The sequence below is a fragment of the Roseixanthobacter glucoisosaccharinicivorans genome (assembly GCF_043195095.2).
In the GTDB taxonomy this organism is placed as follows: Bacteria; Pseudomonadota; Alphaproteobacteria; order Rhizobiales; family Xanthobacteraceae; genus NCEH01.
The window spans coordinates 917,012-941,684 of sequence record NZ_CM195538.1; the positions used below are offsets into that span (position 1 = coordinate 917,012).

Genomic DNA, 24,673 nt, shown 5'->3' on the forward strand with positions numbered 1-24,673 from the left:
TCCTAGCGGATGCCGGCGCGCAGGAAGGCCTGGATGAACTGGCGCTGGAAGATGAGGAACGCAATCATCAGCGGGGCCACCACCATCAGCGTCGCGGCGCTGATGATGGAAATATTGACCCCGCTTTCCGGCGCGCCGAACAGCGAGAGACCGACGGTGAGCGGGCGGGTGTCCGCGGAATTGGTCACGATCAGCGGCCAGAGGAAATTGTTCCAGTGGGTCGCGACCGACACCAGCGCATAGGCCAGATAGACCGGTCGGGTGGCCGGTACATAGACACGCCAGAGCACGCCCAGCCACGAGCAGCCTTCGACCCGCGCCGCCTCCTCCAATTCCAGCGGCACGGACTTGAACGCCTGCCGCAACAGGAAGATGCCGAACGCGCTCGCCACATAAGGCAGGCCCATGCCGGTGATGGAATCCAGCAGCCCGAGGCGCGAGACCATGGCGTAGTTCTCGACGATCAAGACCTCCGGCAGGATGAACAATTGCAGCAGCACCAGCACGAACAGTGCCTCGCGTCCGGGAAAGCGGAAGCGGGCGAAGGCATAGCCCGCGAGCGTGCACAGGACGAGCTGGCCCGCGAGGGTGAAGGTCACCAGCAACAGGGTGTTGAGCGTATAGGCGAGCCACGGCGCGGCGGCCCAGGCGGTGCGATAATTTTCAAATGTGAAGGGCGCGGCGAGCGAGAAGTCGAGCGCCTGCCCCGGCGGGTGGAGAGAGGCCCAGGCGGCGAACAGAAGGGGCGCGATCCACACCAGTGCGAGCAGCCACGCGCCTGCGGCGTCCAGCGCTTCGCTCCAGCGGATCGGATGGCGAGAGGCGGGCGCCGTCATCGGTAGTGGATCCGTTTTTCGACGATGGTGAACTGGAAGACGGCGACCGCTCCGAGCACCAAAAGCACCAGCACCGTCAGGGCCGTGGCATGGGCCGGGTCGAAATAGGAAAAAGCCATTTCCCAAATCCAATAGAGGACAAGCTTGGTCGCATTGTCCGGGCCACCCTTGGTCAGGATGAACAAATGGTCGATGAGCTTCACCGAATTGATGAGTGCATTGATGAAGATGAAGGCCGTGGTGGGCATCAGCAGCGGCAGCAGGACGCGGCGCAGATAGGTGAGCCGCCCGGCGCCCTCCACCAGCGCCGCCTCCTTGAGGTCGGGCGGAATGGTCTGCAAGGCCGCCAGGTAGAAGATCATGAAGAAGCCCGCCTCCTTCCACACCGTCACGACGATGATCGCCCAGAGCGCGGTTTGCGGCTGGCCAAGCCAATTGACCGGCGGCAGGCCAAACAGGCCGGTGAAGCTGTCGATCACCCCGAGGCCCGGCGTGTAGAAGAACAGCCAGAGGTTGGCCGCCGCGATCATGGGCAGGATGGTCGGGGTGAAATAGGCGCCGCGCACGAAGCCGCGCAGCGGCAGGCGCGCGTCCGCCCATAGGGCCATCACCAGCGCGAGCGTGATGGAGAGCGGGATCGTCACACCGGCATAGAGCAGATTGTTGCCGACCACGGTCCAGAAATTGGGATCATGGACGAGGTCCAGATAATTCTCGAAGCCATTGAATACGGACGGCCGACGCGCTGTGCCGCGCGAATAGAGGCTTGCCCAGAAGGTCGTGGCGGTGGGCAGGAAAGCGAACAGCGTCAGAAGGGTCAACGCTGGCGCAAGCAGCATCCAGCCATAGAGCGCATGGCGGCGGCGCTGCTGGCGCGCGATTGGATCCAGCACGCGTGTCGGGGCACCGGTCTCGGGCATGGGCGGTTTTTCGGTAATGGGGGGCGGACGATCCGCCCCCCGGTTTTATGAAGAGGATCAGTGCTTGTAGGGCTTGAGCAGCTGGTCGGCGGTGGCCTGGGCGGCCTTGAGTGCCTCGGCCGGGCTCTTGGTGCCGGTGAGCGCCGCCTGCACGGCATTGTTCAGCGCCTCGCGCACCCGGGCGGTCTCCCAGGTCGAGAATTCGGCGATGGCGACCTTGAGCTGGTCACGGGCGACGAGGGCCTGCGGGAAGTCCTTGCCATAGGCTTTCAGCTTCTCGGTCTCATAGGCGGCCGGGCTCACGCCCACATAGCCGGTGGCAATCGACCAGTCGGCGGCGCGCTCGGGCGCGGTCATGTAGCGGATCAGCTTGAGGGAGGCGGCGCGCTCCGCTTCCGAGGCGTTCTTGAACAGATAGAAATTGCCGCCGCCGGTGGGCGAGCCGGGCTGCTTGTGGGCGGGAAGCTCGGCGACGCCGAAGTCGAACTTCGCTTCTTTCTTCACGGCGGTGAGGTTGCCGGTGGTGTGCCACATCATGGCCGTCTGGCCCTGCACGAAGGCCTGGCGCAGCGTGCCCCATTCCACGAGGCCGGCGGGCGAGATCTTGGCGTCGGTGGTGAGCGAGCGCCAGAAGGAGAGCGCCTCGATGACCGCCGGATCATCGAAAGAGACGCTCGCGCCGTCCTTGCTCATCAGTTCCTTGCCGTTCTGGATGGCGAAGCACTGGAACATCCAATAGGGATAGCCGGTGCCCGGCACCATCAGGCCGTAGCGGCCATCCTTGGTGAGCTTCTTGCCCGCCGCGACCAACTCGTCCCAGGTGCGCGGCGGCTTTTCGGGGTCGAGCCCTGCTTCGCGGAACATGTCCTTGTTGTAGAACATGACGATGGTGGAGCGCTGGAAGGGGATGCCCCAGGTCTTGCCCTCGACGCGGCTGTTGGCCATCAGCGCGGGGTAGAAGCTGGCGAGCCAGGCCTTCTCGTCGTCGGTCTTCACCACGTCCTCGAACGGAACGATCAGGTCCTGCTCCACGAGGTCGTAAGCGTCGATGGAGAACAGCACGGAGAGCTGGGCCGGCTGGCCGCTCTTGAGGGCCGCCAGGGCGCGCACGCGGGTGTCGTCATAATTGCCGGCATAGACGGCATTGACGTGGACGTCCGGATTTTCCTTTTCGAACCCGGAGATCATGTCGTCGATGACCTTCGTCAGCGGTCCGCCGACGGCGATCGGATAATACATCGTCAGCTCGGTCTTCGCGAAGGCCGGCATCGTTGCGGCAACGAGCAGGCTCGCCGCCGTGGCGGCGGCGGTGAAGAAACGTCTCATGGTCAGTGTCCTTCTGGCCTTGGGGGAACGCATACAAAGATGAACGGGAGGGGTCAGAGCGCCGGGGGTGCGGCGGCCTCTGGAACGGATGTGGGTTCGGGGGGCGGGTGCGATGCCGCGCCTGCGCAGATGTTCCGGCCGCTGTCGCGGTCGAACCAATGGGTGGCGTGTTCGGCCCAGGACAGGGAATGGGCCGTACCGGGGGCCGGATCGATCCGGCCGGGGACGCGGGCGATAAGCTCCGGCCCACCCTCGACCTGGAGATAGACGAAGGTCTCGGCGCCAAGGAATTCACTGGCGACAACCGTCACCGGCAGCCAGCCGAGGCCAGCGGGCTGGATGCGCAGGTCCTCCGCGCGTACCCCCGCCATGAGCCGTGCGCGGGGCAGGCCCTGCGGCGGTTCGGGCACGCCGGCAAGCTCCGCCGGGATTAGTGTCATGGGCGGCGAGCCGATGAAACTCGCGGCGAAAGCGGTCGCCGGCGCCTGATAAAGCGCGGCGGGCGCGCCCTGCTGCTCGATCCGGCCCTGGCGCATGAGGATGACATGGTCCGCCATGCCCATCGCCTCGGTCTGGTCGTGGGTGACATAAACCACGGTCATGCCGAGCCGGCGTTGCAGCGCGCGGATCTCCTGGCGCACGGAATGGCGCAGCTTGGCATCGAGGTTGGAGAGCGGCTCGTCCATCAGGCACAAGGGATGGTCAGCGACGATGGCGCGGGCGAGCGCCACGCGCTGGCGCTGGCCGCCGGAAAGCTGCGCGGGCTTGCGCGCGTCCAGCCCCTCAAGGCCGGTGAGGGCGAGCGCGTCCTTGAGCTTGCGATCCCGCTCCGCCCGGGGAACATGGCGCACCCTGAGGCCGAACACGATGTTCTCCGCCACCGTCAGATGGGGAAACAGCGCGTAGGATTGAAACACGATGGAGAGGCCGCGCGCGGACGGCGGGAGAGCCGTGACGTCGCGGCCATTGATCTCGACGCGGCCACGGTCCGGCGTCTCGAGCCCGGCAATGAGGCGCAGCGTGGTGGACTTGCCGCAACCGGAGGGGCCGAGCAGCACGGTGAACCCACCGCGCGGAATGGCGAGGGAGAGATCATCGACGCCGCCGCCGCCCTCGAACAGGCGAGTCACGCCGTGAAGGCGGACGAAATCCGGATCGGTCTCGGGCATGCTCATGCTGCCTCCTCGGCGGCGATGCGCAGGCGCGCGCCGAGGCCATCTTTGTCGAACAGCGCGGCAAAAGCCGGCGGCGGCGGCGCATCGAGCACCAGCAGGTCGATGTCGGACAGATGCCCGCCGCGCGCAGGCGCCGGCCGTCCGAACTTGCTGACGTCGGCCACCAGCACCGAACGGCGGCAGCTTTCGAGCATGGCGGAGCGGGCGAGGACTTCGGCGCGGTCGAAATCGACCAATGTGCCGTCCGGCTCAATGCCGCCGACGCCGAAGACGCCGAAGTCGACGCGGTAATTGCGATACATCTCCTCCACGTGCGGGCCGAGCATGTCGCGGTCGGGCAGGCGCATGGCGCCGCCGGGAAGGATGATGCGGTTGGAGGCGGTGACGCTCAGCGCCATGGCGACGTTGAGATTGTTGGTGATGACGATCAGGTCTTCATGGCCCTGCATGGCGAGGGCAACGAATTCCGGCGTCGTGCCGATGCCGAACGACAGCGAGGCCCCGTTGGGGATGAGGCTGGCGACGAGGGCGCCGATGGTCTGCTTGGCCGTGGGATGGACGATGCGGCGCGAGTCGTAGGCAAGGTTGAGGCGGGGCGCTTCCACATATTCCGCCCCGCCGCGCCGCCGACGCAGCAGATTGGCATCGCACAGGGTGTTGATGTCCCGCCTGATGGTCTGGGGTGTGACGCAGAAATGCTCCGCGAGCGTCTCCACGCTCAGGAAGCCCCCCTGGCGGGCGAGATCGACGATATCCTGTTGCCGCAGCGTGATGTTCATGCCCGCCCGTCTGCATGTTCATTTGAACGTGGAGCGCACGGTAATCCGGTTCGTTGAACGCACCGTGTCGGTTACATGACGTTCAAATGAACGAGCGCTATCGAAGGCCGAGCGAGAATGCCGACCCCTCAGGGACAGGCGTGGATCGGTGCGACACCGTCGGTCCAACGCGGCCGGGCTCTCGCCCAAGGAGAGCCGGTGCGGTGCGCAGGCGCGGCGGCCATTGCGATCTTTGCCGTGCTCGCTTACGGACGGCTGCTTATGGGGGCGCTGGCTCTGCCTTAGGCCCGTGGAAAGGTGCTGCATCCCGATGAGTGATTCCGTGATCCAAAACGGGGAGCCGCCGGCCTGTCCCGGACCGGATCCCCATCCCCGTGGAGCGAGCCGCTTCAAGGTGCCGGTTGGGGCGGTGGACACGCACGCCCATGTCATCGGCGCGCCTCCGGACTATCCCTTGATGCCGAACCGGAGCTATACCGCGCCGGTCGCCACGGCCGCCGATTATCTCGGCATGCTGGACGCCACCGGCATGACCTATGGCGTGCTGGTCCAGGTCAGCGTCCATGGCACCGACAACCGGCTGATGCTGGAGACGCTGCGGGCCAACCCGGCCCGCTTGCGGGGGGTGGCGGTGGCGGACCTCGGCCTGCCGGATGCCGCGTATGCGGAGCTGAAGGCGGCGGGGGTCGCCGGGTTGCGCATCAACGCGCTGTTCGGCGGCGGCGTCAGTCTCGACCTCATGGAGCGCTACGGGGACTTGTGCGCCGAGATGGGCTGGCACCTCCAGTTCCTCCTGGATGCGCGGGACCTCGTCGAACTCGGGCCGCGGATTCGCAAGCTGCGCGCGCCAGCGGTGGTGGACCACATGGGCCACTTCCCCCCCTCGCAAGGTATCGAGCACCCCGGTTTTCAGGAACTCCTGCGGCTGGTGGCGGAAGGTGGCTGGGTCAAGCTTTCCGGTGCCTACCGCTTTTCTGTCGAGGGGGCGCCCTATCGGGACACGATCCCGTTGGCGCGCGCGCTCGTCGAGGTGGCGCCCGAGCGCTGCGTCTGGGGTTCGGACTGGCCGCATGTCTCCACTTGGACCCCCATGCCCAATGTGGGCGACCTGCTCGACCTGCTTGCCGACTGGGTTCCCGACGAAGCCACGCGCAATCACATCCTCACGGACAATGCGCACCGACTCTATGGCTTCAAATCCTGACCCGCCCGTTTGGCGGGCCTTGGGCCGCAGCGCTAGGATGCTCGATGTGTGAAGGGTGCAGCCGCCCCCGTCCTGCGCGCGGCGGGACGGGGGCGCCTGGCGCGCCGAGGGTTCAGATGCCGAAGAAGTCGGCCATCAGCTCAAGCTGATGCTCCAGCATGGGCCGCCCGAGATGGATGCGGCAGCCCGCTTCGCGTGCACGGGCCAGAAGCGGCGTGATTTCCGGCTCCATGATGATTTCCGCCACCACCATGGATGCCGTGAGCCGCCCGGCGTCGAGCGGCATCGGATCGTCCGGCCGCATGCCGAGCGAAGTGCCGTTCACGATGATATCGTGGCCGGAGGGGTCTTCGCCGCCGGCGGAAACCGACACGTCGGGATGGGCCGCCACGATCCGATCGCACAGATCCTGCGCCTTGGCGCGGGTGCGGTTGGCGATGGTGAGGTGCGAGATGCCGGAAGCCGCAAGGGCGAAGGCGATGGCGCTCGCCGCGCCGCCCGCGCCGGCGAGATAGATCCGCCGGCCCTCCAGGGCCACCCCGGCGCCGAGCAGGCCGGCGACGAAGCCCGCTCCGTCCAGCATGTCGCCATGCAGGCGGCTGTCGGCGGTGCGATGAATGACGTTGACCGCGCCCATGGCCTGCGCCCGCGCGCTCACTTCGTCGCAATGGGCCACCATCGCCGCCTTGTGGGGCACGGTGATGATGGCGCCGTCGAAGCTCTTGAGCGTGCGGAGGCTGTCCGCGAAGGCGGCGAGATGCTCGGGCGCCACCTGGAACGGCACCATCACCGCATCGCGGCCCCGCCGCTCGCAGATGGCGTTGATGCCGGGCGGCGCCTTCACATGGGCGATGGGGTCGGCAAGGATGCCGAGCACCCGGGTGTGACCTGTGATGCTGCGTGCGCTCATGCCTGCAGCTTTCCATCCAGCCGCTTCGGCAGGCCGGGAGCACCGGCGCCCTTCAGTTCCGGCGGGAGCAGCGCGTCGGGCAGGTCCTGGTAGCTGACCGGACGCAGGAAGCGGGCGATGGCGAGCGTTCCGACCGAGGTGGACCGCCCGTCGGCGGTGGCCGGGAACGGGCCGCCGTGGACCATGGCATGGCATACCTCGACGCCGGTGCCGAAGCCGTTCACGAGGATGCGCCCCACCTTGCGCTCCAGCATGGGCACGAGCTCACGCGCTGCCGGATAGTCCGCCTCGTCGATGTGCAGGGCGGCGGTGAGCTGGCCTTCCAGGCTCTCCAGCACGCGCGTCAGCTCCTGCAGGTCCGCGCAGCGCACCACCAGGGAGGAGGCGCCGAACACTTCCTCGTGGAGGTCGGGGTGGGCGAGGAACTCCGCCGCGCCGGTGGCGAACAGGGCGGGTCGCCCCTTCAGCGCGCCGTCGGCCTGTCCGCGAGCCACCTCCTTCACCGCGCCGTGGCAGGCAAGGGTTTCCACGCCGGAATTATAGGCAGCAAGAATGCCGGGCGTGAGCATGGTGGCGGAAGGCAGGCCGGTGATCGCGGTCGCGGCGGCGGCGAGGAAGTCTTCCAGCCCCGGGCCCTCAAGAGCTAGCACCAGCCCCGGATTGGTGCAGAACTGCCCCGCGCCCAGGCTCAGCGCCGCCGAGAACGCCGTGCCGATCTGGGCGCCCCGCGCGGCGAGCGCCGCCGGAAACAGGATCACGGGATTGATGCTGCTCATCTCCGCATAGACCGGGATGGGCTCGGCGCGTTCCGCCGCGATCTTCATGAAGGCGGTGCCGCCGGCACGCGAGCCGGTGAAGCCGACCGCCTTGATGCGCCGGTCGGCCACCAGGCCCTGGCCCACCTTGCGGCCGCTGTCATAGAGCAGGGAAAACACGCCCTCCGGCAGGCCGCGATCCGCCACCGCCTTCTGCACCGCCTTGCCCACGAGCTGGGATGTGCCGGGATGTGCCGAATGGGCCTTCACGATCACCGGGCAGCCGGCCGCGAGCGCGGAGGCGGTGTCGCCGCCGGCAACCGAGAAGGCGAGCGGAAAATTGCTCGCGCCGAACACCGCGACCGGGCCGAGCGGCACGTTGCGCAGGCGCAGGTCCGGGCGGGGCAGGGGCTTGCGCTCGGGCAGGGCGGGATCGATGCGCAGATCGAGGAAGCCGCCGTCACGCACCACCTGCGCGAACAGGCGGAGCTGGCCGACCGTACGTCCACGCTCGCCTTCCAGGCGCGGACGCGGCAGGCCGGTTTCCTGCATGGCCCTCTCGATCAGCACATCGCCGATATCGAGGATGTTCTGCGCGATCGCCTCGAGAAACAGGGCGCGTTCTTCCAGGGATACGGCGCGATACGTATCGAACGCGGCCTCCGCGAGGGCACAGGCGCGCTCCAGGTCGTCCAGCGTCGCGCCACCGAAGGGGGGAGCGAGCGGCAGGCCGCTCGCGGCTTCCACCGCTTGGACCTCGCCGACCGTGCCGGGCCGCGAATCCGCACCGATCAGCAGATCAGTCGTGATGGTCATGTCGGTCATCCTTTATCGAGGCGGGCAGCTTTCGCCCGCGGATCGGCCTTGGTCGAGTCAAATATGACGATGTCCTACCGTCATTTGCCCCAGCACAGGGCCAGGGGATCGAGCTCCCGGGCGATTTCCAGCAATCCTTCGCGGGTGGCGGGGTGCACCGGCTCCAGCGGATGGCGGACCGCGTCGGAGGAGATCACGCCGCCCTCCATCATGGCGATCTTCGCCGCGCGCAGGCCGCACTGGCGGTTCTCGTAATTGATCAGCGGCAGGACGCGGGCATAGGCCTGCGCCGCTTCGGCACGCCGCCCGGCCGCGTGGTGGTCCAGCACCGGGCGCAGCAGATCGGGCAGGAGCGCGCTCGACATCACGCCGGTGGCGCCCGCGTCGAGATCGGCCATGAGCGTGATGGCCTCTTCGCCGTCGAACGGGCCTTCGACGGCATCACCGCCTGCGGCGATCAGCGCGCGCAGCTTGGCGGCGGTGCCGGCGACCTCGATCTTGAAATAGCGCACCAGCGGCAGCTCGCGGGCGAGCCGCACCATGAACGGCACGGAGAGCGAGACGCCGCTTAGCGGGGCGTCCTGAAGCATCACCGGGATGCCCGCGGCATCCGCCACGCGGGCAAAATGATCGAAGATGGCCTGCTCGTCGAGGCGGATGCCGGCGCCGTGATAGGGCGGCATGAGCATGATGAGGCTGGCACCAGCGGCGCGAGCATGGGCGGCGCGCTCGGCGGCGACGCGGGTGGAGAAATGGGAGCATGTCACCATCACCGGCACGCGCCCTGCCACATGGGCGAGCGACAGTTCGGTGAGGATGCGGCGCTCCTCGTCGGTCAAGAGAAACTGTTCGGAATAATTGGCAAGGATGCAGATGCCGTCCACGCCCTGGTCGATCATGCAATCGAGCACGCGGCGCTGGCCGTCGGGATCGAGGTCGCCATTGGCGAGGAACGGGGTGGGGGCGACGGGGAACAGCCCACGATAGGGCTGGGCGGCGGCGGTCATGGCGTCTCCTGAGGCACGGTGCGACAGCGAAGGGGCGCAGATCGCGCCCCTTCCATCATTGGCGAAATTTCACTCGGCCGGGAGGTTCTCGGGCAGGGACTGGCCAAAATACTTCTTATAGATGTCGTTCAGCTTGCCGTTCTTCAGGTTGTCCGTCACCCAAGCGTTCACGAACGTCTTCAGCTCGGGATCGGTCTTGCGCAGGCCGACGGCCATGGGATAGGCGGCCATCTCGATCTTCACCTCGAGCTGCTTGCCCGGGTTCTGCTCGGCCACCGCATTGGCGGTAGAGAGGGCGGCGGCCAGAATGTCCTGCTGCCCGGTGGCGACGGCGGTATTGGCGGTGGCCTCGTCCTCGTAGCGCACGATGTTGGCGGCGACCTTGGCGTCCTTGACGGTGCGCGTCAGCTCGATGTCGGCGGTGGTGCCGCGCGCGACGGCGATGGACTTGCCGGCCAGGTCGGCCGCGCCTTTGATCACCGTCGATTTGGGGGCGGAGACCACCACCGGGATCACGCCGTAGGGGATGGAATAATCCACCACCTTCTTGCGCTCCGGCGTGATGGAGAAGGAAGCGATCACCAGATCCACCTTGCCGGCCAGCAGCGAGGGCACGCGGTTCGCGCCCGAGACCGGCACCACTTCCAGCGGCACGCCGAGATCCTGCGCCAGGAGCTTGGCGGTCTCGACGTCCGAGCCGGTCTCCTTGGCCTGCGCGTCCAGCATGCCGTAGGGCGGATGGCTGACGTCGATGGCCACTAGCAGCTTGCCGCGCTGCTTGATGCCGGCGGGCGTCTCGGCGTTGGCGGCGAGCGGGCCGGCCACCAGGGCAACGGCGAGCGCAAGCGTGCCGGCGATGCGGGTCATGGTCATGGTGAAAACTCCTCCAAATCTTGTTTTCTGTTGGCGTTGCAGATGGGTGTCACAGCCCGTTGCCGACGAACTGGCGCAACTCGACGGTCTGGGGATTGGCGAGCATCTCGCCCTTGCCGCTCTCCCACACCTTGCCCTGGTGCATGAACACCACGGCATGGGCCACCGAGCGGGCAAAGGCCATTTCATGGGTGACGAGCATCATGGTCATGCCGCCTTTGGCGAGCCGCTCGATGACTTTCAGCACCTCGCCTGTCAGCTCGGGGTCGAGCGCCGAGGTCACCTCATCGAACAGGATCAGCTTGGGGTGCATGGCCAGCGAACGGGCGATGGCGACGCGCTGCTGCTGGCCGCCGGAGAGCTGTTCGGGATAGTTCTGCGCCTTGTCGGCCAGGCCCACCTGCGCCAGCACGTCGGCGGCGAGGTCGCGGGCCTCGCCTTTGCTGATACGCTTCACCTTGCGAGGCGCCAGCGTCACGTTCTGCTCGACCGTCAGATGGGGAAAGAGATTGTAGCTCTGGAACACGATCCCCACGTCCTGGCGCAGCTCGCGCAGGTCGACCGTGCCGCTGTGAAGCGCCCGCCCGCACACGGTCAATTCACCGCCGTCCACCTTCTCCAGGCCGTTGACGCAGCGCAGCGCCGTGCTCTTGCCGGAACCGCTGCGGCCGATCAGGGCCACCACTTCCCCCGGTGCCACGTCGAGGTCGATGCCCTTCAGCACGGCCAACGCGCCGAAGTTCTTGCGCACGTCGCGGAAGCGCACGAGGGGCGCGGCGGGGCTGGTCATGGAAGGGCTCTCACGGGAAGCGGCGGAAGGGGCGGGGGCTCTCGTCTGAAGGGTCATGCCGTCTCCTCAGCCGCGGTGCAGCCGCCGCTCGAACCGGCTCGCCAGCAGCGACATGGGAAAGCAGATGGCGAAATAGATCAGCGCGGCGATGGTAAATACGGTGAACGGCCTGAAGGTGGAATTGTTGATCACCTTGGCCGAATAGGTCAGGTCGAAGAAATTGATCACCACGGAATAGGAGGTGTTCTTCACGATCTGCACCAGGAAGCCCACGGTGGGCGGCACCGCGATGCGCAGGGCTTGGGGCAGGATCACGAACACGAAGCGCTGGGTGGAGGTGAGCGCGAGGCATTCGCCCGCTTCCCATTGAGTCTTCGGCACGGCGAGGATACAGCCCTTCCAGATCTCGCCGAGATAGGCGCCCGCATAGAGCGTCATGGCAACGCCCGCCGCCACCAGCGCCGGCACATCGAACCCGCCGATGCTGATGCCGAAATAGACCACGAACATGATGACCGGCAGCGGGATGCCTTGCACCACCTGCACCAGCACACCGGAGAGCGCCCGCGCGAGCTTGCTGTGGGCGGAACGCGCCAGGGCGACGGGCAGGCCGAGCAGCGTGCCGCCGACGAAGCCGAGCAGCGAGAGCACGATGGTCCAGCCCGCGCCGCGGAAGAGATAGGCGATCTGCTCGATGGTCAGTCCCAGCATCAGAGCCTCACAGCGGTGTGCCGAGCCGGCGGCGGCGGGGGAAGGAGACCTGGGCCACGCCAAGCAGCGTGAGGCGCAGGAGCGAGGCCATGACGAGGTAGATGACGGCGATGACGAGGTAGACCTCGAACCCGCGGAAAGTGAAGGACTGGATCATGTAGGCGACGCCGGTCAGCTCCTCGGCGGAGATCTGCGACATGATCGAGGTGGCCAGCATCATGAGCACAAACTGGCTGACGAGCGCGGGATAGACGCGCTCCACGGCCTGGGGGAGCTGCACCGACCACAAGGCCTGGCTCGGCTTGAGCGCCAGGCAGGAGGCGGCCTCGATCTGGCCTTTCGGGATGCTCATGAAACCCGCGCGCATGATCTCGGCGGTATAGGCGCCGACATTGATGACGAGGGCGATCACCGCCGCCGCAAACGGGCCGATCCGCACCTGCAACACGGCGAGGCCGAAGAACAGCCAGAACACCTGGATGATGAGCGGCGTATTGCGGATGCCTTCCACATAGATGATCACCGCCCGCCGCGCCCACGGCGGGCCATACAGGCGGCCGACCGCGCAGAGCGTCCCGAGCGCGAAGCCCGGAAGGATGGAAGCGGTCGTCATTCCCAGGGTCAGCCAGACGCCGTGCCACAGGTCTGGCAAATATTCATCCAGGAATGAGAAATCGAATTCGTAGGACAAGGCAAAAACCCGCGTCTTCGGAAGCGAAATTCATCGCGTTTGATAAATATACGGATCCGGCGTGACGATGCGTAACGCTTAACGCTCCGAGCTGTGCTCGGATCATTCAATTTTATGGTGCTAAATCAGAGGCATAGGCGTTCTTTCCTGCCTAATTTATTATCATTTTTCTATTGACTGGAGGACATCTAACATGATTGATTGATGCACGCAATAATCATTTTAGCGGACAATTCCATGCTGACGATGCGCACGGCCTCCCCGGTGATCCAACTGAATGCGCGGGACAATGTGGCCGTGGCCCGATCCGCCATTCCCGCGGGCACGCCGGTGGAGATGGACGGGGACGCCATCGTCGCGCTGGCCCAGATTCCGAGCGGCCACAAGATGGCGATCCGCGCCGTCGCGGCGGGCGAGCCAGTGCTGAAATATGGCCAGGTTATCGGCATCGCGTCCGTCGACATCGCGCCCGGCGCGCACGTGCACCTGCATAACCTCGCCATGCAGGAGAGCGGCGTCGATCACCATTTCGCCGAGGATGCCCGTCCCACGCCGCTGCTGCCGCAGGGCCAGCGCCGCACCTTCGAAGGCTATGTGCGCGCCGACGGGCAGGTGGGCACGCGCAATTATATCGGCATCGTCAGCTCGGTGAATTGCTCCGCCACGGTGGCGCGCGCCATCGCCGACGGGTTCAACCGCGGCGGCGGCCTCGACGGGTTCGAGAATGTGGACGGGGTGGTGGCGCTCACCCACGGCACCGGCTGCGCCATCAACACCAAGACCGAGGGCTATGCCTATCTCACCCGCGTGCTGAGCGGCTATGCGAAAAACCCCAATTTCGCCGGCATCCTCATGATTGGCCTCGGTTGCGAGACCAACCAGATCGACCCCATCGTGAAGAAGTACGGGCTCGAGGAAGGCCCGTTCCTGCGCACCATGACCATCCAGCACCTAGGCGGCACGCGAAAGACCGTTGAGGTCGCCTCCGGCATCATCCGCGAGATGCTGCCCGCGGTGAACGCTGCCAAACGCACCACCGTGCCGCTCTCCGGCCTCAAGGTGGCGCTTCAGTGTGGCGGCTCGGACGGCTATTCGGGCATTTCCGCCAATCCGGCGCTCGGCCATGCGGCGGACCTCGTGGTGCGGCACGGCGGGACGGCGGTGCTGAGCGAGACCCCCGAAATCTACGGCGCCGAGCATCTCCTGACCCGCCGGGCGGTCACGCCGGCGGTGGCGCAGAAACTGGTGGACCGCATCGAATGGTGGCGCCGCTACACCGAGCGCAACGAGGCGGAGCTGAACAACAATCCCTCCCACGGCAACAAGGCGGGCGGGCTCACCACCATCCTGGAAAAATCGCTGGGGGCGGTGGCCAAGGGCGGCACCATGCCGCTGGAAGCGGTCTATGAATATGCCGAGATCATCGACCGCACGGGCTTTGTGTTCATGGACACGCCCGGCTACGATCCGGTTGCCGTCACCGGCCAGGTGGCAGGGGGCTGCAACGTGATTGTCTTCACCACCGGCCGGGGCTCCGTCTCCGGCTTCAAGCCCGCTCCCTGCATCAAGGTCGCGACCAACAACGAGATGTACGCGCACATGCAGGAAGACATGGATGTCAATTGCGGCGGCATCGTCACCGGGGAAGACACCATCGAGGCAGCTGGCGAGCGGATCTTCGAGACGATCATCGCCATCGCCTCGGGCGCGCATACGCTGAGCGAGGATTACGGCTTCGGCGACAATGAATTCGTGCCATGGCAAATCGGCGCGGTAACCTGAGCCGCGGCAAGCAGGCGCCGGTCGTCGACCGGACGCCCGCCTATGCCCTGATCGCCGAGCAATTGCGGCGCTCCATCTGCGATGGCGCGCTGCCGGTGGGCGCGGTGTTGCTGGAGGGGCCGCTCGCGGCCCTGTTCGGATCCAGCCGCTCGCCGGTGAAGCAGGCCTTGTCCGAACTTGAAAGCGAGGGGCTGCTCAGCCGGTTCGAGGGGCGCGGCCTGCTGGTCGGGCGCACCGAGACGCCCCAGCGCGTCAAGATCACCTCGGCCATGCTCCAGCTGCACGCTGAGCCGCCGGCGTCCGCCAAGTCCTTCGCCTGGCAGTCGCTCTATTATGATTTCGAGCGCGAGATCATCCTGCGCTCGGTGTTTGGCCGCTTCCGCGTGAACGAGCTGGCTTTGGCGCGCCATTTCGATGTGGGCCGCACGGTGGCGCGCGACCTGCTCATCCATGCCCGCGAGGTGGGCATCGTCTCCAAGGGCGAGAAATCCCACTGGTGGATCGTGCCGCTGGACGAGGCGCGCTTCCACGATCTCTACGAGCTGCGCATCCTGCTGGAGCCGGTGGCGCTGGAAAGTGCCATCGGCCGGATCCCGATCGCGCAGCTCGACAGTGTTGAAGCCCGCCTGAAGGATGTGATCGCCCGCTTCCCGCACGTGGACATTTCCGACCTCGACGTGCTGGAAGCGGATCTGCATATCGACCTGGTGGCCCATGGTCGCAATCCGGAACTCATCGAGGCGTTGCGGCGCACGCGGTGCATTCTGGTCTCGGGCAAGCACATCCAGGTGGCGCTGAAGCGTGCGACCCTGGTTGATCCCTTCATGGACGAGCATCTGGATATCGTGCGCGCCGTGCGGCGCGGCAGCGGGACCGTGGCGAAGAAGGCGCTTGTGGCGCATCTGCGCGCCTCCAGCCAGAAGGCCGCCGAACGTCTCGCCGCCTTCCGCGCGTCCCAGAGCGTGCCCCACTTGCCCTATATCGCCTGAGGCGCCGCCAGGGGTTTCGGGGCGGAACCGGGCCTCGCGTTCCGGCCCGGCGGAGCCGGCGGCCTGGCGCTGGCAGGTGCGTGGACGTGGCCTTGTCCGCGGCGTAAAGACGTGGACCGTTTTGGACGCGCGCAAGGCAAAAGGCTCGACCATATGTTGCCGCAACAGCTGGACCTTCCCCGCGCGACGCTCGCCGTCCTGTTCATCGTCGGGCTCATCACCACCAGCTTTCTGATTCTCCAGCCATTCCTGCCGGCGATCGTCTGGTCCACCACGCTGGTCATCGCCACCTGGCCGTTGATGCTCTGGGTGCAGGAGCACACCGGAAATCGCCGCGCGCTCGCCGTCGTCATCATGACCGTCGCGCTGCTGCTGGTGCTGATCATCCCGTTCTGGCTCGCGGTCGGCACCATTATCGCCAATCGGGACCAACTGACCGAATTGGCGCGGGCCGCCTTGTCCATACGCATACCGCCGCCGCCGGCCTGGCTTGCCGAGGTTCCGCTGTTCGGCGCACCCGCCGCCGAGATGTGGGGCCAAGTGACCTCTGCCGGGTTTGACGATATCGCGCCGCGCCTGACGCCGTATGCCGGCGCCTTCACCCAATGGTTCGCATCCGCGGCGGGCGGTCTGGCCGGAATGTTCGTCCAGTTCCTGCTGACCACGGTACTGGCCGCATTCATTTATGCCCGGGGCGAAAAGGGTGCGGAAACCGCGCGCGGCTTTGGTCGGCGCCTGGGCGGTGACCGCGGGGAGATGGTCATCCTGCTGGTCGGCCGCGCCATCCGGGGCGTTGCGCTCGGCGTGGTGGTGACGGCGCTGGCGCAAAGCGCGCTGGGCGGCATCGCTCTGCTGGCGGTCGGGGTGCCGTTCGCACCCGTGCTGACGGCGCTGATGTTCATGCTGTGCCTGATCCAGATCGGCCCCGGGCTGGTGCTCTTTCCCGCAGTCTTCTGGATGTATTACAGCGGGGCCACCATTGGCGCTTCGGTCCTCCTGGTCATGGCGGTGATCACCGTAACGATGGACAATTTCCTTCGCCCGTTCCTCATCAAGAAGGGCGCGGACTTGCCGATCCTGCTCATATTCGGCGGTGTTGTCGGTGGCCTCGTTGCTTTCGGCATGCTGGGGATTTTTCTGGGTCCCACCATACTTGCGGTCGCATATACCTTGCTCAACATCTGGATCTCGACCGGCCGCGAACTCGCCCCCACCGAAAAGATGTGACGGATTCTCGCCCTGGAGCCCGTTCGCGGTTCTGCGGGCGAGAACAGGTGAAGCCGTGCTTGGCTGATGTTCTCTCGCCGCCCGTCTTGACGCGCGCGCGGGCGGCGACGCAGCTTTGCAACGCTTTTCCGGTGGGCCCCTGGGCATGGCCGGGACGATGTGACTACTCTCGGGGACCTTGAACCGTTCAAGCCGGCTCGCGGCCCATGCCTTGAGCTCCGAGGCAGCCAGGGCCCGCGCCCAGTCGAGGCCGGCGCCTGGCGCGAGCGCGTTAACTCCATCTTCTCCTCGCTTCCAGCCGGCGACCGTCGAAGGGCGGCGCGGGATCGGGCGGTCGGGGCTGCGTTGGGATCAGCGCGGATCGGACGTTGAAGGTGCGGAGGCCTCCCCGGCGTGCGTGTGCACCTGCGCCTCCAGGTGGCGCACCAGGATCTCGCCGGAGATGGTGCTGTGAACGCTGGCGCAGCGTTCCGCGAGATCCGGATCGCCTTCCGACACTGCCGTCACCAGAGGAACGTGGTTCTCGATCAACGTTGCCGAGCCGGGCAGTATGGCGTTGGACGAGGCCATGAACATCCGCACCTGCTGCTCCACCACGTCATACTGGCTGGCGAGGCGGCTATGGCCGGCCAGGTTGACGATGGTCTTGTGCAGGGAAAGGTCGGCCTCGGTGATCTCGCGGCCGTCGCCGGAATCGGCCGCCGCCTTCAGCGCATCGAACGCGATCTCCATGCGTGCGCGCCGGTCCGGGTGACGGGCAGCGAGGCGGGCGGCGAGCCCCTCCAGGCTGGCTCGCAGAGTGTAAAGCTCCCACACGTCATGGGATGTCAGGGTGGCAACCTCCCAGCCGGCATAGGGACGCTGGACAATCAAGCCCTCGCCCATAAGGCGTTGGAGCGCGGCGCGTATGGTGCCGCGCGAAAGCTCGAATTGCGCCGCGATCTCCATTTCCGTGAGACGCGTGCCCGGAAGAACCTCGCCGGAGACGATCGCCTGCCGCAGCGCATCCGCGGCCGCTCTGTCGAGACTGCGCTTGGCGACCGCCGAGACCATTTTCAGAGCAGCCATCGGTTGCTTGCCTCCTCTTTAATCAATTCGAACTCGAATTTTAGTCAATTCATCCATTGACCAACTAAATCGGACGTTATCAGATAATTGTCAACAATCAGCGACAGCCACTCCCCCACCATAAGGCGGAGCGGAAGACGAAAAAAGGTACAAAATGCAAGTCTCGGTTGCGACGACCAGCCAATCCGCGATTTCCACCCTGGCCGCCAGCGAGTCCGGCGGCGCGCCTTCCGCCTCGCCGCTGGGTCAGCGCATCGCCAAGGCGGAAGCGATCCTCATCTCGGTTCCATTCGAGTCCGGAGGCGTCCCGCCCTGGAGCTTCGGCGGTGCGCCGCGCACCCAGTTCGATACCCTGTTCGTGCGCCTCGAGACCGACGCCGGCATCGTCGGCTGGGGCGAGGCCTTCTCTCGCGGCGAGGACCGTGGGCTGAAGATGCTGATCGAGACGCGGGTGCTGCCGCTGGTCGTGGGCCGCCGTGCCTGCGAGATCGCCAAGACCAAGTTCGATCTTGAATTCCAGCTCCAGAATTTCGGCCGCGTGGGGCCCATCATGTACGGCATTTCCGCCGTGGACCTTGCGTTGTGGGACATCGCCGCGAAGTCTGCCGGGCAGCCGCTGGTGGACCTGCTGGGCGGCCCCTTCACCGACCGCATCGGCGTCTATGCGAGCCTCATGCGCTATGGCAACGTCCCCGACGTGGAGAAGGCGACGCGCCGCGCGGTGGATCTCGGCTATCGCCACGTGAAGCTTCACGAGGTCACCGTCCCCGAGATTCGCGCGGCGGTGGAGGCGGCGGGCACCGACGCGGTGGTGATGCTCGACACCAACTGCCCGTGGTCGGTGACCGAGGCGCTGCGCTATGACCGCGAGCTTGCCCCTCTCGACCTGTTGTGGCTCGAGGAGCCGATCTGGCCGCCGGAGGATTTTCGCGGCCTCGCCATCGTGCGCGCCACCGGGCGCCACCGCATCGCCGCGGGCGAGAACGCCGGCTCCCTGCACGACTTCGTCGCGATGATCGACGCCGGCGCCATCGACATCGCCCAGCCGGACGTGGCCAAGACCGGGGGTGTTACGGAGCTGATGAAGATCGCCGCCCTCTGCGAGGCGGAAGGCGTGGAGTTCGTGCCCCATTGCGCGCTGTTCGGCCCCGGCCAGGTGGCGACGCTCCACATCAACGCCGCCCAGCGCGCGACCCCGCTGCTGGAGCGTCTGTTCTGCGATTTCGAGGCCGAGATCTATGGCGGTGCCACGCTCCCCGTCGGCGGATACCTGCCGGTGCCCACCGCCCCGGGCCTCGGCCTCGAACCCGACCTCGATGTGATCGAGCGCTATCGCGTCGCGTGATGCCTCAGCCGGAGGAACCGAACATGGGCCCCATTAGTATTCGGAAACTCACCAAGTCCTTCAGCACGCCCGACGAGGCGGAGGCGGTGGTCGCCCTCGATGATGTGTCGTGCGAAATCAATGCCGGCGAGTTCTTCTGCATCATCGGCCCGTCCGGCTGCGGCAAGAGCACCCTGCTGCACACCATCGCCGGTTTCTCCAAGCCCACCATGGGCGAGGCCCTGCGCAACGGCGCGCCGATCAGCGGCCCCGGCCCGGACCGCACCGTGATCTTCCAGGAGTACGGCCTGTTTCCCTGGATGACCGTGCACCAGAACGTGGAGTTCGGCCTCCGGGCGAAGGGTGTCGGCAAGGCCGAGCGCAAAGAGATCGTCGACGGCTTCATAGATCTCGTGAGCCTGACAAGGTTCGCCGGCCGCTACCCGCACGAGATTTCCGGCGGAATGAAGCAGCGGGTGAGCATCGCCCGCGCCCTCGCCCCCGACCCGGACGTGGTGCTCATGGACGAGCCCTTTGCCGCGCTCGATTCCCTCACCCGTGACCTGCTGCAGGAGGAGATATTGAGGATCTGGGAACGCACCGGAAAAACCTTCGTGCTCATCACCCACAATATCGAGGAAGCGGTGTTTCTCGGCGACCGGGTGTTGGTGATGACGGCGCGCCCCGGACGGGTCAAGGCGGTGGTGGATGTCGACCTGCCGCGCCCGCGAGATCCCTCCATCCGGGCGCATGACCTGCGCTTCCTGGAGATCAAGAACGAACTGTCCCATCTCCTGCGCGCCGAAGTGGTGCGGGCGGCGGCAGCGTGATGGCAACGCAAGGAGACGGCGCCATGGCCGCGTCCGACACCCGAGCCGTCCGCTCCACCGGCACTCCGGCGCGCACCCGCGCGTTCCGCTTCCTGAAGGGCGCTGCCGCGCGACTGCGCCATCTGGTGCTCATCCCGATCCTGCTTTTGCTTTGGGAAGGCGCGGTGCGCAGCGGGTTCGCGAACCCGAACATTTTCCCGCCGCCGACGGCGGTGTTCAAGGCGACGGTCGACCTCGCCGAGGCCGGGTTGCTGTGGACCGATATCCGCGCCAGCGTGCTGCGCGTCGCCGTGGGCTTCGGTCTCGCCGCGGTGACGGGCATCTCGCTCGGCCTGCTGCTGGCCATGAATCGCAAGGTCGCCGCCTATGTGCTGCCCCTGGTAGAAATCCTGCGCCCGATCTCCGTCATCGCCTGGATTCCGCTTGCCATCCTGTGGTTCGGCCTCGGCGATCACTCCGCCTGGTTCATCATATTCATTGGCGGCTTCTTCCCGATCTTCACCAACGCCTACACCGGTGCCTGCTCGGTGGCGCCGATCCATGTGCAGGTGTCGCAATGCTTTGGGGCCGGGCGGTGGCTGTTCCTGACGCGGGTCATGCTGCCGACGGCGGTGCCCTACATCGTCACCGGTCTGCGCGTCGGACTTGGCGTGGCCTGGACCTGCGTGATCGCCGCCGAGCTGATCGCCGCCACCTCGGGCCTCGGCTACATGATCCAGCTCGCCCGCTCCATGATCGAGACCGAAAAGGTCATGTCCGGAATGATCGTAATCGGCGCGGTCGGCTTCCTCATGAACAGCCTGATGCTCTGGCTCGAGCACGCGCTCGTGGGCTGGAAGGCCCCCAACTGATAACCAGAGGAGAAAGCAAGATGTCCGATACAATGGGAGCCCGACCCCCTCGACGCCGCGCCGCGCTTACTCGTGTGCTTGCCGTCGCCACCCTCGCCTGCGGACTTGCGGGACAGGCGCACGCCGCCGACCCGATCAAGGTCACGGTCGGCTATCAGTCGCTTTGGGCCGCCGGTGGCGAGGTGGTGGAGGTGCTGCGCCACACCAATATCTTCGAGCTCAACGGCATCAAGGCCGATTTCAAGACCTTCACCTTCGGCGGTCCGCTGGCCGAGGCGGCGGTGGCCGGCGACATCGACAATGTGTTTGCCGCCGATGCTCCGGTGCTGCGCGCCATGGCCCGCATGCCCGGCTCCAAGGTGCTGATGCGCACCCATGATGCCCGCTTCGGCATCCTGGTGCGGCCCGACTTCCAGGGCGGCCTCGCCGACCTCAAGGGCAAGAAGGTGACCGCCCCCTTTGCCACCACCACGTTCCCGCGCTCCGTGAAGGCGATCGTGGCGGCCGGCATCAAGGATCCCTTCAAGGAGATGACCATCGTCAACCAGGACATCGCCGAGCAGACCGCCGCGATGCAGGGCGGGCTCGTGGATGCGGTGATCACCTGGGACCCGACCATGGAGCGCTTGATCGAGGCGAAGATCGCCAAGCCTCTGTGGATCGCCCCGAAGGGCGAGAACATCGGCCTCCAGGGCCTGTCCGGCAAGTGGATCGAAGCCAATGGCCGGGACGGCGAAGTGAAGTTCCTGAAGGCTTGGATCATGGCCACCTGGTGGGCCTCCAACAATATCGACCAGGCCCACGCATGGTTCGCCAAGACCTCGCGCCTCGACCCGCACCTGCTGAAGATCGCGACCGACTTCGACCGCAACCTCGCCAAGCCCATCAAGAGCCCGGCGGACGTGGACCTGATGGTGTCTGAGGCCGATATCGAGGGCGCCCAGGGCGTGATGGACTTCCTGTTCGAAAACAAGCTCCTCAACACGAAGCTCGACGTGAAGCCCTTCTACGACATGGAACCCCTGAAGCAGGCCCACAGCGAGATCGTTGCCGGCAAGCTTCCCGCCGTGACCGACATCAAGGTCACCACCCCCTGACAGCATGCCGTGAACGGCTACGGAGACTTAAGATGGTTCTCGGATACGAACTTGTCGGCACAGGCAAGGAAGGCGTGATCGTCTTCAACGACTGGCTCGCGGACTGCACCAGCTGGAAGCCGATGCATCTCTACTTGGATACGGAACGCTTCACCTATGCGTTCGTGGATATCCGCGGCTACGGGCGGTCGATCAAGCTGGAAGGGGAATTCAGCGCCAAGGAAGCGGCGGCGGACGCCTTCGACACCGCCGACAGCCTCGGCTGGCATCGCTTCCACATCATCGGCTTCTCCATGACCGGCATGGTGGTGGAGCGCATGGTGCTGATGCATCCGGAGCGCATCAAGAGCGAGGTCGCGGTGGGGCCGGTCTCCGCCGCGGCAATCAAGATGGATCCGGAGCGCCGGGCCTTCTTCGAGCGCACGCTGGTGGACGACGATGCGGTGCGCGAGCTTGCGGCGCGCATCACCAACCACAAGCTCACCAAGCAATGGTCCGAGCACAAGCTCTGGCTCGCCCGCAATACCCGCAACAACGTGGCGGTGCGGCGCTATCTGGACATGTGGACGGTGGAGGACTTCTCCGACGAGGTGAAGGCCGCCCGCCCGACGCCGCCGCTGCTCGTGGTGGCCGGGGTGTGGGACCAGGCGGGCTTCCTGCCCGACGAACTGGCTTCGACCTTCCTCGCCTGGCACCCCAATTCGGAGATGGCGATCATCGAGAATTGCGGTCACTGCCCCATGCAGGAAACCCCCATCTACCTCACCACCCTGTGTGAGGACTTCATGAACAAGCACGCGGCCTGAACCCACCGCGTGTTTGATCATGCATCGCCGGCGGGGCCTTCCCGCCGGCGATGACCGTTGCCCCGCCGCGTTCCGGAGGCCCCCGCATGGACCTCGCCTGCCATCCCCGCCTGCGCCTCGCCCATCTGCCGACCCCTCTGGGCCGGCTCGACCGGCTGACCGAGGCCCTCGGCGGACCGGAAATCTGGATCAAGCGCGATGACTGCACGGGCCTCGCCACTGGCGGCAACAAGGCCCGTAAGCTCGAATACATCATGGCCGAGGCCTGCGCGGCCGGTGCCGACACGGTGGTGACGGCGGGTGCCGTCCAATCCAACCACGCGCGCCAGACGGCGGCGGCGGCGGCCCGGCTCGGGCTCTCATGCCACCTGCTCATGGAGGCCGCCGCCTTCCGCTCCGATCCCGCTTATGCCGACAACGGCAACGTGTTGCTCGATCGCCTGCACGGCGCCAGCCTGGAATTGCGCCCGCACGGCGCCGACATGGCGAGCGAACTTGCGGCCTGCGCCGAGCGGCTGCGGGCCGAGGGGTGCAGGGTCCACCTGATCCCGATTGGCGGCTCCGACGCCACCGGCGCGCTGGGCTACGTGACCGGCGCGCTGGAGCTTGCGGCGCAGGCGGGCGCGGCGAGGATCGCCTTCGACCATATCGTCACCGCCACCGGCAGCGCCGGCACCCAGGCGGGCCTTCTGGTTGGCCTGCGCGCGGCCGAGGTGGGCACGCGCGTGCTCGGCTTCAGCGTGAAGGCGGGGCAGGCCGAGCAGGAGCAGAAGGTGCACACCCTCGCCCTCGACACGGCCGCTCGGATCGGCCGTCCCGGCCTCGTTCCACGCGCCGACGTGACGGTGGATGTGGGCCAGGTGGGCGAGGGCTACGGCATTCCGACGCCGCAGGCCATCGCCGCCATCAGAATGTTTGCCGCCCTGGAGGGTGTGCTGCTCGATCCCGTCTATACCGGCAAGGCAGCGGCGGGCCTGATCGACCACGTGCGCAAGGGCCGCTTCGGCAAGGGCGAGGCGGTTTGCTTCCTCCATACTGGCGGCACGGCGGCGCTGTTCGGCTATGCTGCGTGCTTCGATCCGCGTGCCGCCATTCCCGGAAGGATTTCACCATGTCCATCGTGACCCCCCGGCGCATCGGGATCTTGGGCGGCATGGGGCCGCAGGCCACCGTGCTGCTGATGGACAAGCTCATCGCCGCCATCCCCGCCGCCGACGACAGCGACCATATTCCGCTCATCGTCGAGCAGAACACGCAGGTGCCCTCGCGTATCCGGCGGCTGATCGACGGCACGGGCGACGACCCGGAGCCGGTGCTGGTGGCGATGGCGCGGCGCCTGGAGCAGGCCGGTGCCGAGGCGCTCGCCATGCCCTGCAACACCACGCACCATTATGCGGGCGCCATCGCCGCTTCCGTGGGCATTCCCATGCTGAGCCTGGTGGAGGTCTCGGTCGCGCGGGCGCTCGCCTTGTCCGCGGAAAGCGACGGCCGGGTCGGCATTATCGCCTCGCCGGCGGTGCGGCTGACCGCTCTGTTCGATGCGCCGTTGCGCGCCGTGGGTCTGACGCCAGTGTATCCCGCCGACGAAGGGGCGGTACTCGACGCCATCCGCCGCATCAAGGCGACGGGGGTCGACGCGCAGGCCCGCGGCGCCATGGCCCGCGCCTCCGCCCAGCTGCTCGCCGATGGCGTTGAGGTGCAGATGGTGGCCTGCACGGAGCTGTCTCTGATCCTGTCCGAATGCGCCGCGGGGAGCGTCGCCTTTGATACGCTCGATGCGCTCGTGGACGCGATCAAGGCGTTCGCATTGAAGGGATGAGCGTCTCCGCCGCAGCCCGGGGCCGAACATCCCCGACGGGAGATGGCGCACAGCACGAGGACGTCGCCAAAACGCACGTGCTGCTGG

24 protein-coding genes are annotated in these 24,673 nt (G+C 66.7%); 11 read left to right on the forward strand and 13 right to left on the reverse strand.

Annotated elements, in window-relative coordinates; all coding sequences use genetic code 11:
- Positions 1–2: 2 nt before the first annotated feature.
- From V5F78_RS03895 to V5F78_RS03915, 5 genes are read right to left on the reverse strand one after another with little or no spacing between them, the layout of a single operon-like run.
- On the reverse strand, positions 3–836 hold the full coding sequence (locus tag V5F78_RS03895) for a carbohydrate ABC transporter permease (RefSeq protein WP_394066382.1): 834 nt from the start codon (positions 834–836) through the stop codon (positions 3–5).
- Positions 833–1,756 (reverse strand): carbohydrate ABC transporter permease, encoded by a 924-nt coding sequence (locus V5F78_RS03900; RefSeq protein ID WP_394066380.1) that lies wholly within the window; start codon positions 1,754–1,756, stop codon positions 833–835. The genes V5F78_RS03895 and V5F78_RS03900 overlap by 4 nt, the downstream gene beginning before the upstream one ends.
- 57 nt (positions 1,757–1,813) lie before the next feature.
- Positions 1,814–3,082: an ABC transporter substrate-binding protein gene (locus V5F78_RS03905; RefSeq protein ID WP_394066378.1), complete on the reverse strand. Its 1,269-nt coding sequence runs from the start codon at positions 3,080–3,082 to the stop codon at positions 1,814–1,816.
- 53 nt (positions 3,083–3,135) lie between these two features.
- Complete coding sequence (locus V5F78_RS03910) at positions 3,136–4,257, reverse strand: ABC transporter ATP-binding protein (RefSeq protein ID WP_394066376.1); 1,122 nt, start codon at positions 4,255–4,257, stop codon at positions 3,136–3,138.
- The gene (locus tag V5F78_RS03915) at positions 4,254–5,036 is read right to left on the reverse strand and encodes a DeoR/GlpR family DNA-binding transcription regulator (RefSeq protein WP_394066374.1); all 783 of its coding nucleotides are present in this window, start codon (positions 5,034–5,036) and stop codon (positions 4,254–4,256) included. The genes V5F78_RS03910 and V5F78_RS03915 overlap by 4 nt, the downstream gene beginning before the upstream one ends.
- Positions 5,037–5,346: 310 nt before the next feature.
- Here V5F78_RS03915 and V5F78_RS03920 point away from each other — a divergent pair, with 310 nt between their 5' ends.
- Positions 5,347–6,240, forward strand: a complete 894-nt coding sequence (locus tag V5F78_RS03920; protein WP_394066372.1) for an amidohydrolase family protein — start codon at positions 5,347–5,349, stop codon at positions 6,238–6,240.
- A 112-nt stretch (positions 6,241–6,352) separates the two neighbouring features.
- On the opposite strand, the gene V5F78_RS03925 is transcribed toward V5F78_RS03920, so the two are convergent.
- From V5F78_RS03925 to V5F78_RS03955, 7 genes are all read right to left on the reverse strand, one after another.
- A complete protein-coding gene (locus V5F78_RS03925; protein WP_394066370.1) occupies positions 6,353–7,150 on the reverse strand; it encodes a shikimate dehydrogenase family protein in 798 nt (265 codons plus the stop codon).
- The gene (locus V5F78_RS03930) at positions 7,147–8,721 is read right to left on the reverse strand and encodes an aldehyde dehydrogenase (NADP(+)) (protein WP_394066369.1); all 1,575 of its coding nucleotides are present in this window, start codon (positions 8,719–8,721) and stop codon (positions 7,147–7,149) included. Before V5F78_RS03930 ends, V5F78_RS03925 begins: the two co-directional genes overlap by 4 nt.
- A gap of 80 nt (positions 8,722–8,801) precedes the next feature.
- On the reverse strand, positions 8,802–9,728 hold the full coding sequence (locus V5F78_RS03935) for a dihydrodipicolinate synthase family protein (protein ID WP_394066367.1): 927 nt from the start codon (positions 9,726–9,728) through the stop codon (positions 8,802–8,804).
- A 69-nt stretch (positions 9,729–9,797) separates the two neighbouring features.
- A complete protein-coding gene (locus tag V5F78_RS03940) occupies positions 9,798–10,601 on the reverse strand; it encodes a transporter substrate-binding domain-containing protein (RefSeq protein ID WP_394066365.1) in 804 nt (267 codons plus the stop codon).
- 49 nt (positions 10,602–10,650) lie between these two features.
- On the reverse strand, positions 10,651–11,391 hold the full coding sequence (locus tag V5F78_RS03945) for an amino acid ABC transporter ATP-binding protein (RefSeq protein ID WP_394066363.1): 741 nt from the start codon (positions 11,389–11,391) through the stop codon (positions 10,651–10,653).
- 66 nt (positions 11,392–11,457) lie between these two features.
- Complete coding sequence (locus V5F78_RS03950) at positions 11,458–12,102, reverse strand: amino acid ABC transporter permease (RefSeq protein ID WP_394066361.1); 645 nt, start codon at positions 12,100–12,102, stop codon at positions 11,458–11,460.
- A gap of 7 nt (positions 12,103–12,109) precedes the next feature.
- A complete protein-coding gene (locus V5F78_RS03955) occupies positions 12,110–12,793 on the reverse strand; it encodes an amino acid ABC transporter permease (protein ID WP_394066359.1) in 684 nt (227 codons plus the stop codon).
- Between the two features lie 237 nt (positions 12,794–13,030).
- Between V5F78_RS03955 and V5F78_RS03960 the strand changes: the two genes are divergently transcribed.
- From V5F78_RS03960 to ydiK, 3 genes are all read left to right on the forward strand, one after another.
- On the forward strand, positions 13,031–14,575 hold the full coding sequence (locus tag V5F78_RS03960; protein WP_394066357.1) for a D-arabinonate dehydratase: 1,545 nt from the start codon (positions 13,031–13,033) through the stop codon (positions 14,573–14,575).
- A complete protein-coding gene (locus V5F78_RS03965; RefSeq protein ID WP_394066356.1) occupies positions 14,551–15,564 on the forward strand; it encodes a GntR family transcriptional regulator in 1,014 nt (337 codons plus the stop codon). The genes V5F78_RS03960 and V5F78_RS03965 overlap by 25 nt, the downstream gene beginning before the upstream one ends.
- A gap of 153 nt (positions 15,565–15,717) precedes the next feature.
- Positions 15,718–16,791 carry an AI-2E family transporter YdiK gene (ydiK, locus tag V5F78_RS03970; RefSeq protein WP_394066354.1) on the forward strand — a complete coding sequence of 358 codons (1,074 nt, stop codon included), beginning with the start codon at positions 15,718–15,720 and terminating at the stop codon, positions 16,789–16,791.
- A 351-nt stretch (positions 16,792–17,142) separates the two neighbouring features.
- Here ydiK and V5F78_RS03975 read toward each other — a convergent pair whose 3' ends face one another.
- The gene (locus tag V5F78_RS03975) at positions 17,143–17,859 is read right to left on the reverse strand and encodes a GntR family transcriptional regulator (RefSeq protein ID WP_394066352.1); all 717 of its coding nucleotides are present in this window, start codon (positions 17,857–17,859) and stop codon (positions 17,143–17,145) included.
- Between the two features lie 154 nt (positions 17,860–18,013).
- Between V5F78_RS03975 and V5F78_RS03980 the strand changes: the two genes are divergently transcribed.
- The 7 genes from V5F78_RS03980 to cuyB all read left to right on the forward strand — a co-directional run bounded on the left by V5F78_RS03980 (position 18,014) and on the right by cuyB (position 24,586).
- Positions 18,014–19,204: a mandelate racemase/muconate lactonizing enzyme family protein gene (locus V5F78_RS03980; protein ID WP_394066350.1), complete on the forward strand. Its 1,191-nt coding sequence runs from the start codon at positions 18,014–18,016 to the stop codon at positions 19,202–19,204.
- A 23-nt stretch (positions 19,205–19,227) separates the two neighbouring features.
- On the forward strand, positions 19,228–20,013 hold the full coding sequence (locus tag V5F78_RS03985; RefSeq protein WP_394066348.1) for an ABC transporter ATP-binding protein: 786 nt from the start codon (positions 19,228–19,230) through the stop codon (positions 20,011–20,013).
- Positions 20,014–20,036: 23 nt separating this feature from the next.
- The gene (locus tag V5F78_RS03990) at positions 20,037–20,864 is read left to right on the forward strand and encodes an ABC transporter permease (RefSeq protein ID WP_394066347.1); all 828 of its coding nucleotides are present in this window, start codon (positions 20,037–20,039) and stop codon (positions 20,862–20,864) included.
- A 20-nt stretch (positions 20,865–20,884) separates the two neighbouring features.
- Positions 20,885–21,961, forward strand: coding sequence for an ABC transporter substrate-binding protein (locus V5F78_RS03995; RefSeq protein ID WP_394066345.1), 1,077 nt, complete (start codon positions 20,885–20,887; stop codon positions 21,959–21,961).
- Positions 21,962–21,993: 32 nt separating this feature from the next.
- Positions 21,994–22,767, forward strand: a complete 774-nt coding sequence (locus V5F78_RS04000) for an alpha/beta fold hydrolase (RefSeq protein ID WP_394066343.1) — start codon at positions 21,994–21,996, stop codon at positions 22,765–22,767.
- Between the two features lie 86 nt (positions 22,768–22,853).
- Positions 22,854–23,891, forward strand: coding sequence for a D-cysteate sulfo-lyase (gene cuyA, locus V5F78_RS04005; RefSeq protein ID WP_394066341.1), 1,038 nt, complete (start codon positions 22,854–22,856; stop codon positions 23,889–23,891).
- Complete coding sequence (gene cuyB / locus V5F78_RS04010; protein WP_394066339.1) at positions 23,879–24,586, forward strand: cysteate racemase; 708 nt, start codon at positions 23,879–23,881, stop codon at positions 24,584–24,586. Before cuyA ends, cuyB begins: the two co-directional genes overlap by 13 nt.
- Positions 24,587–24,673 lie beyond the last annotated feature (87 nt).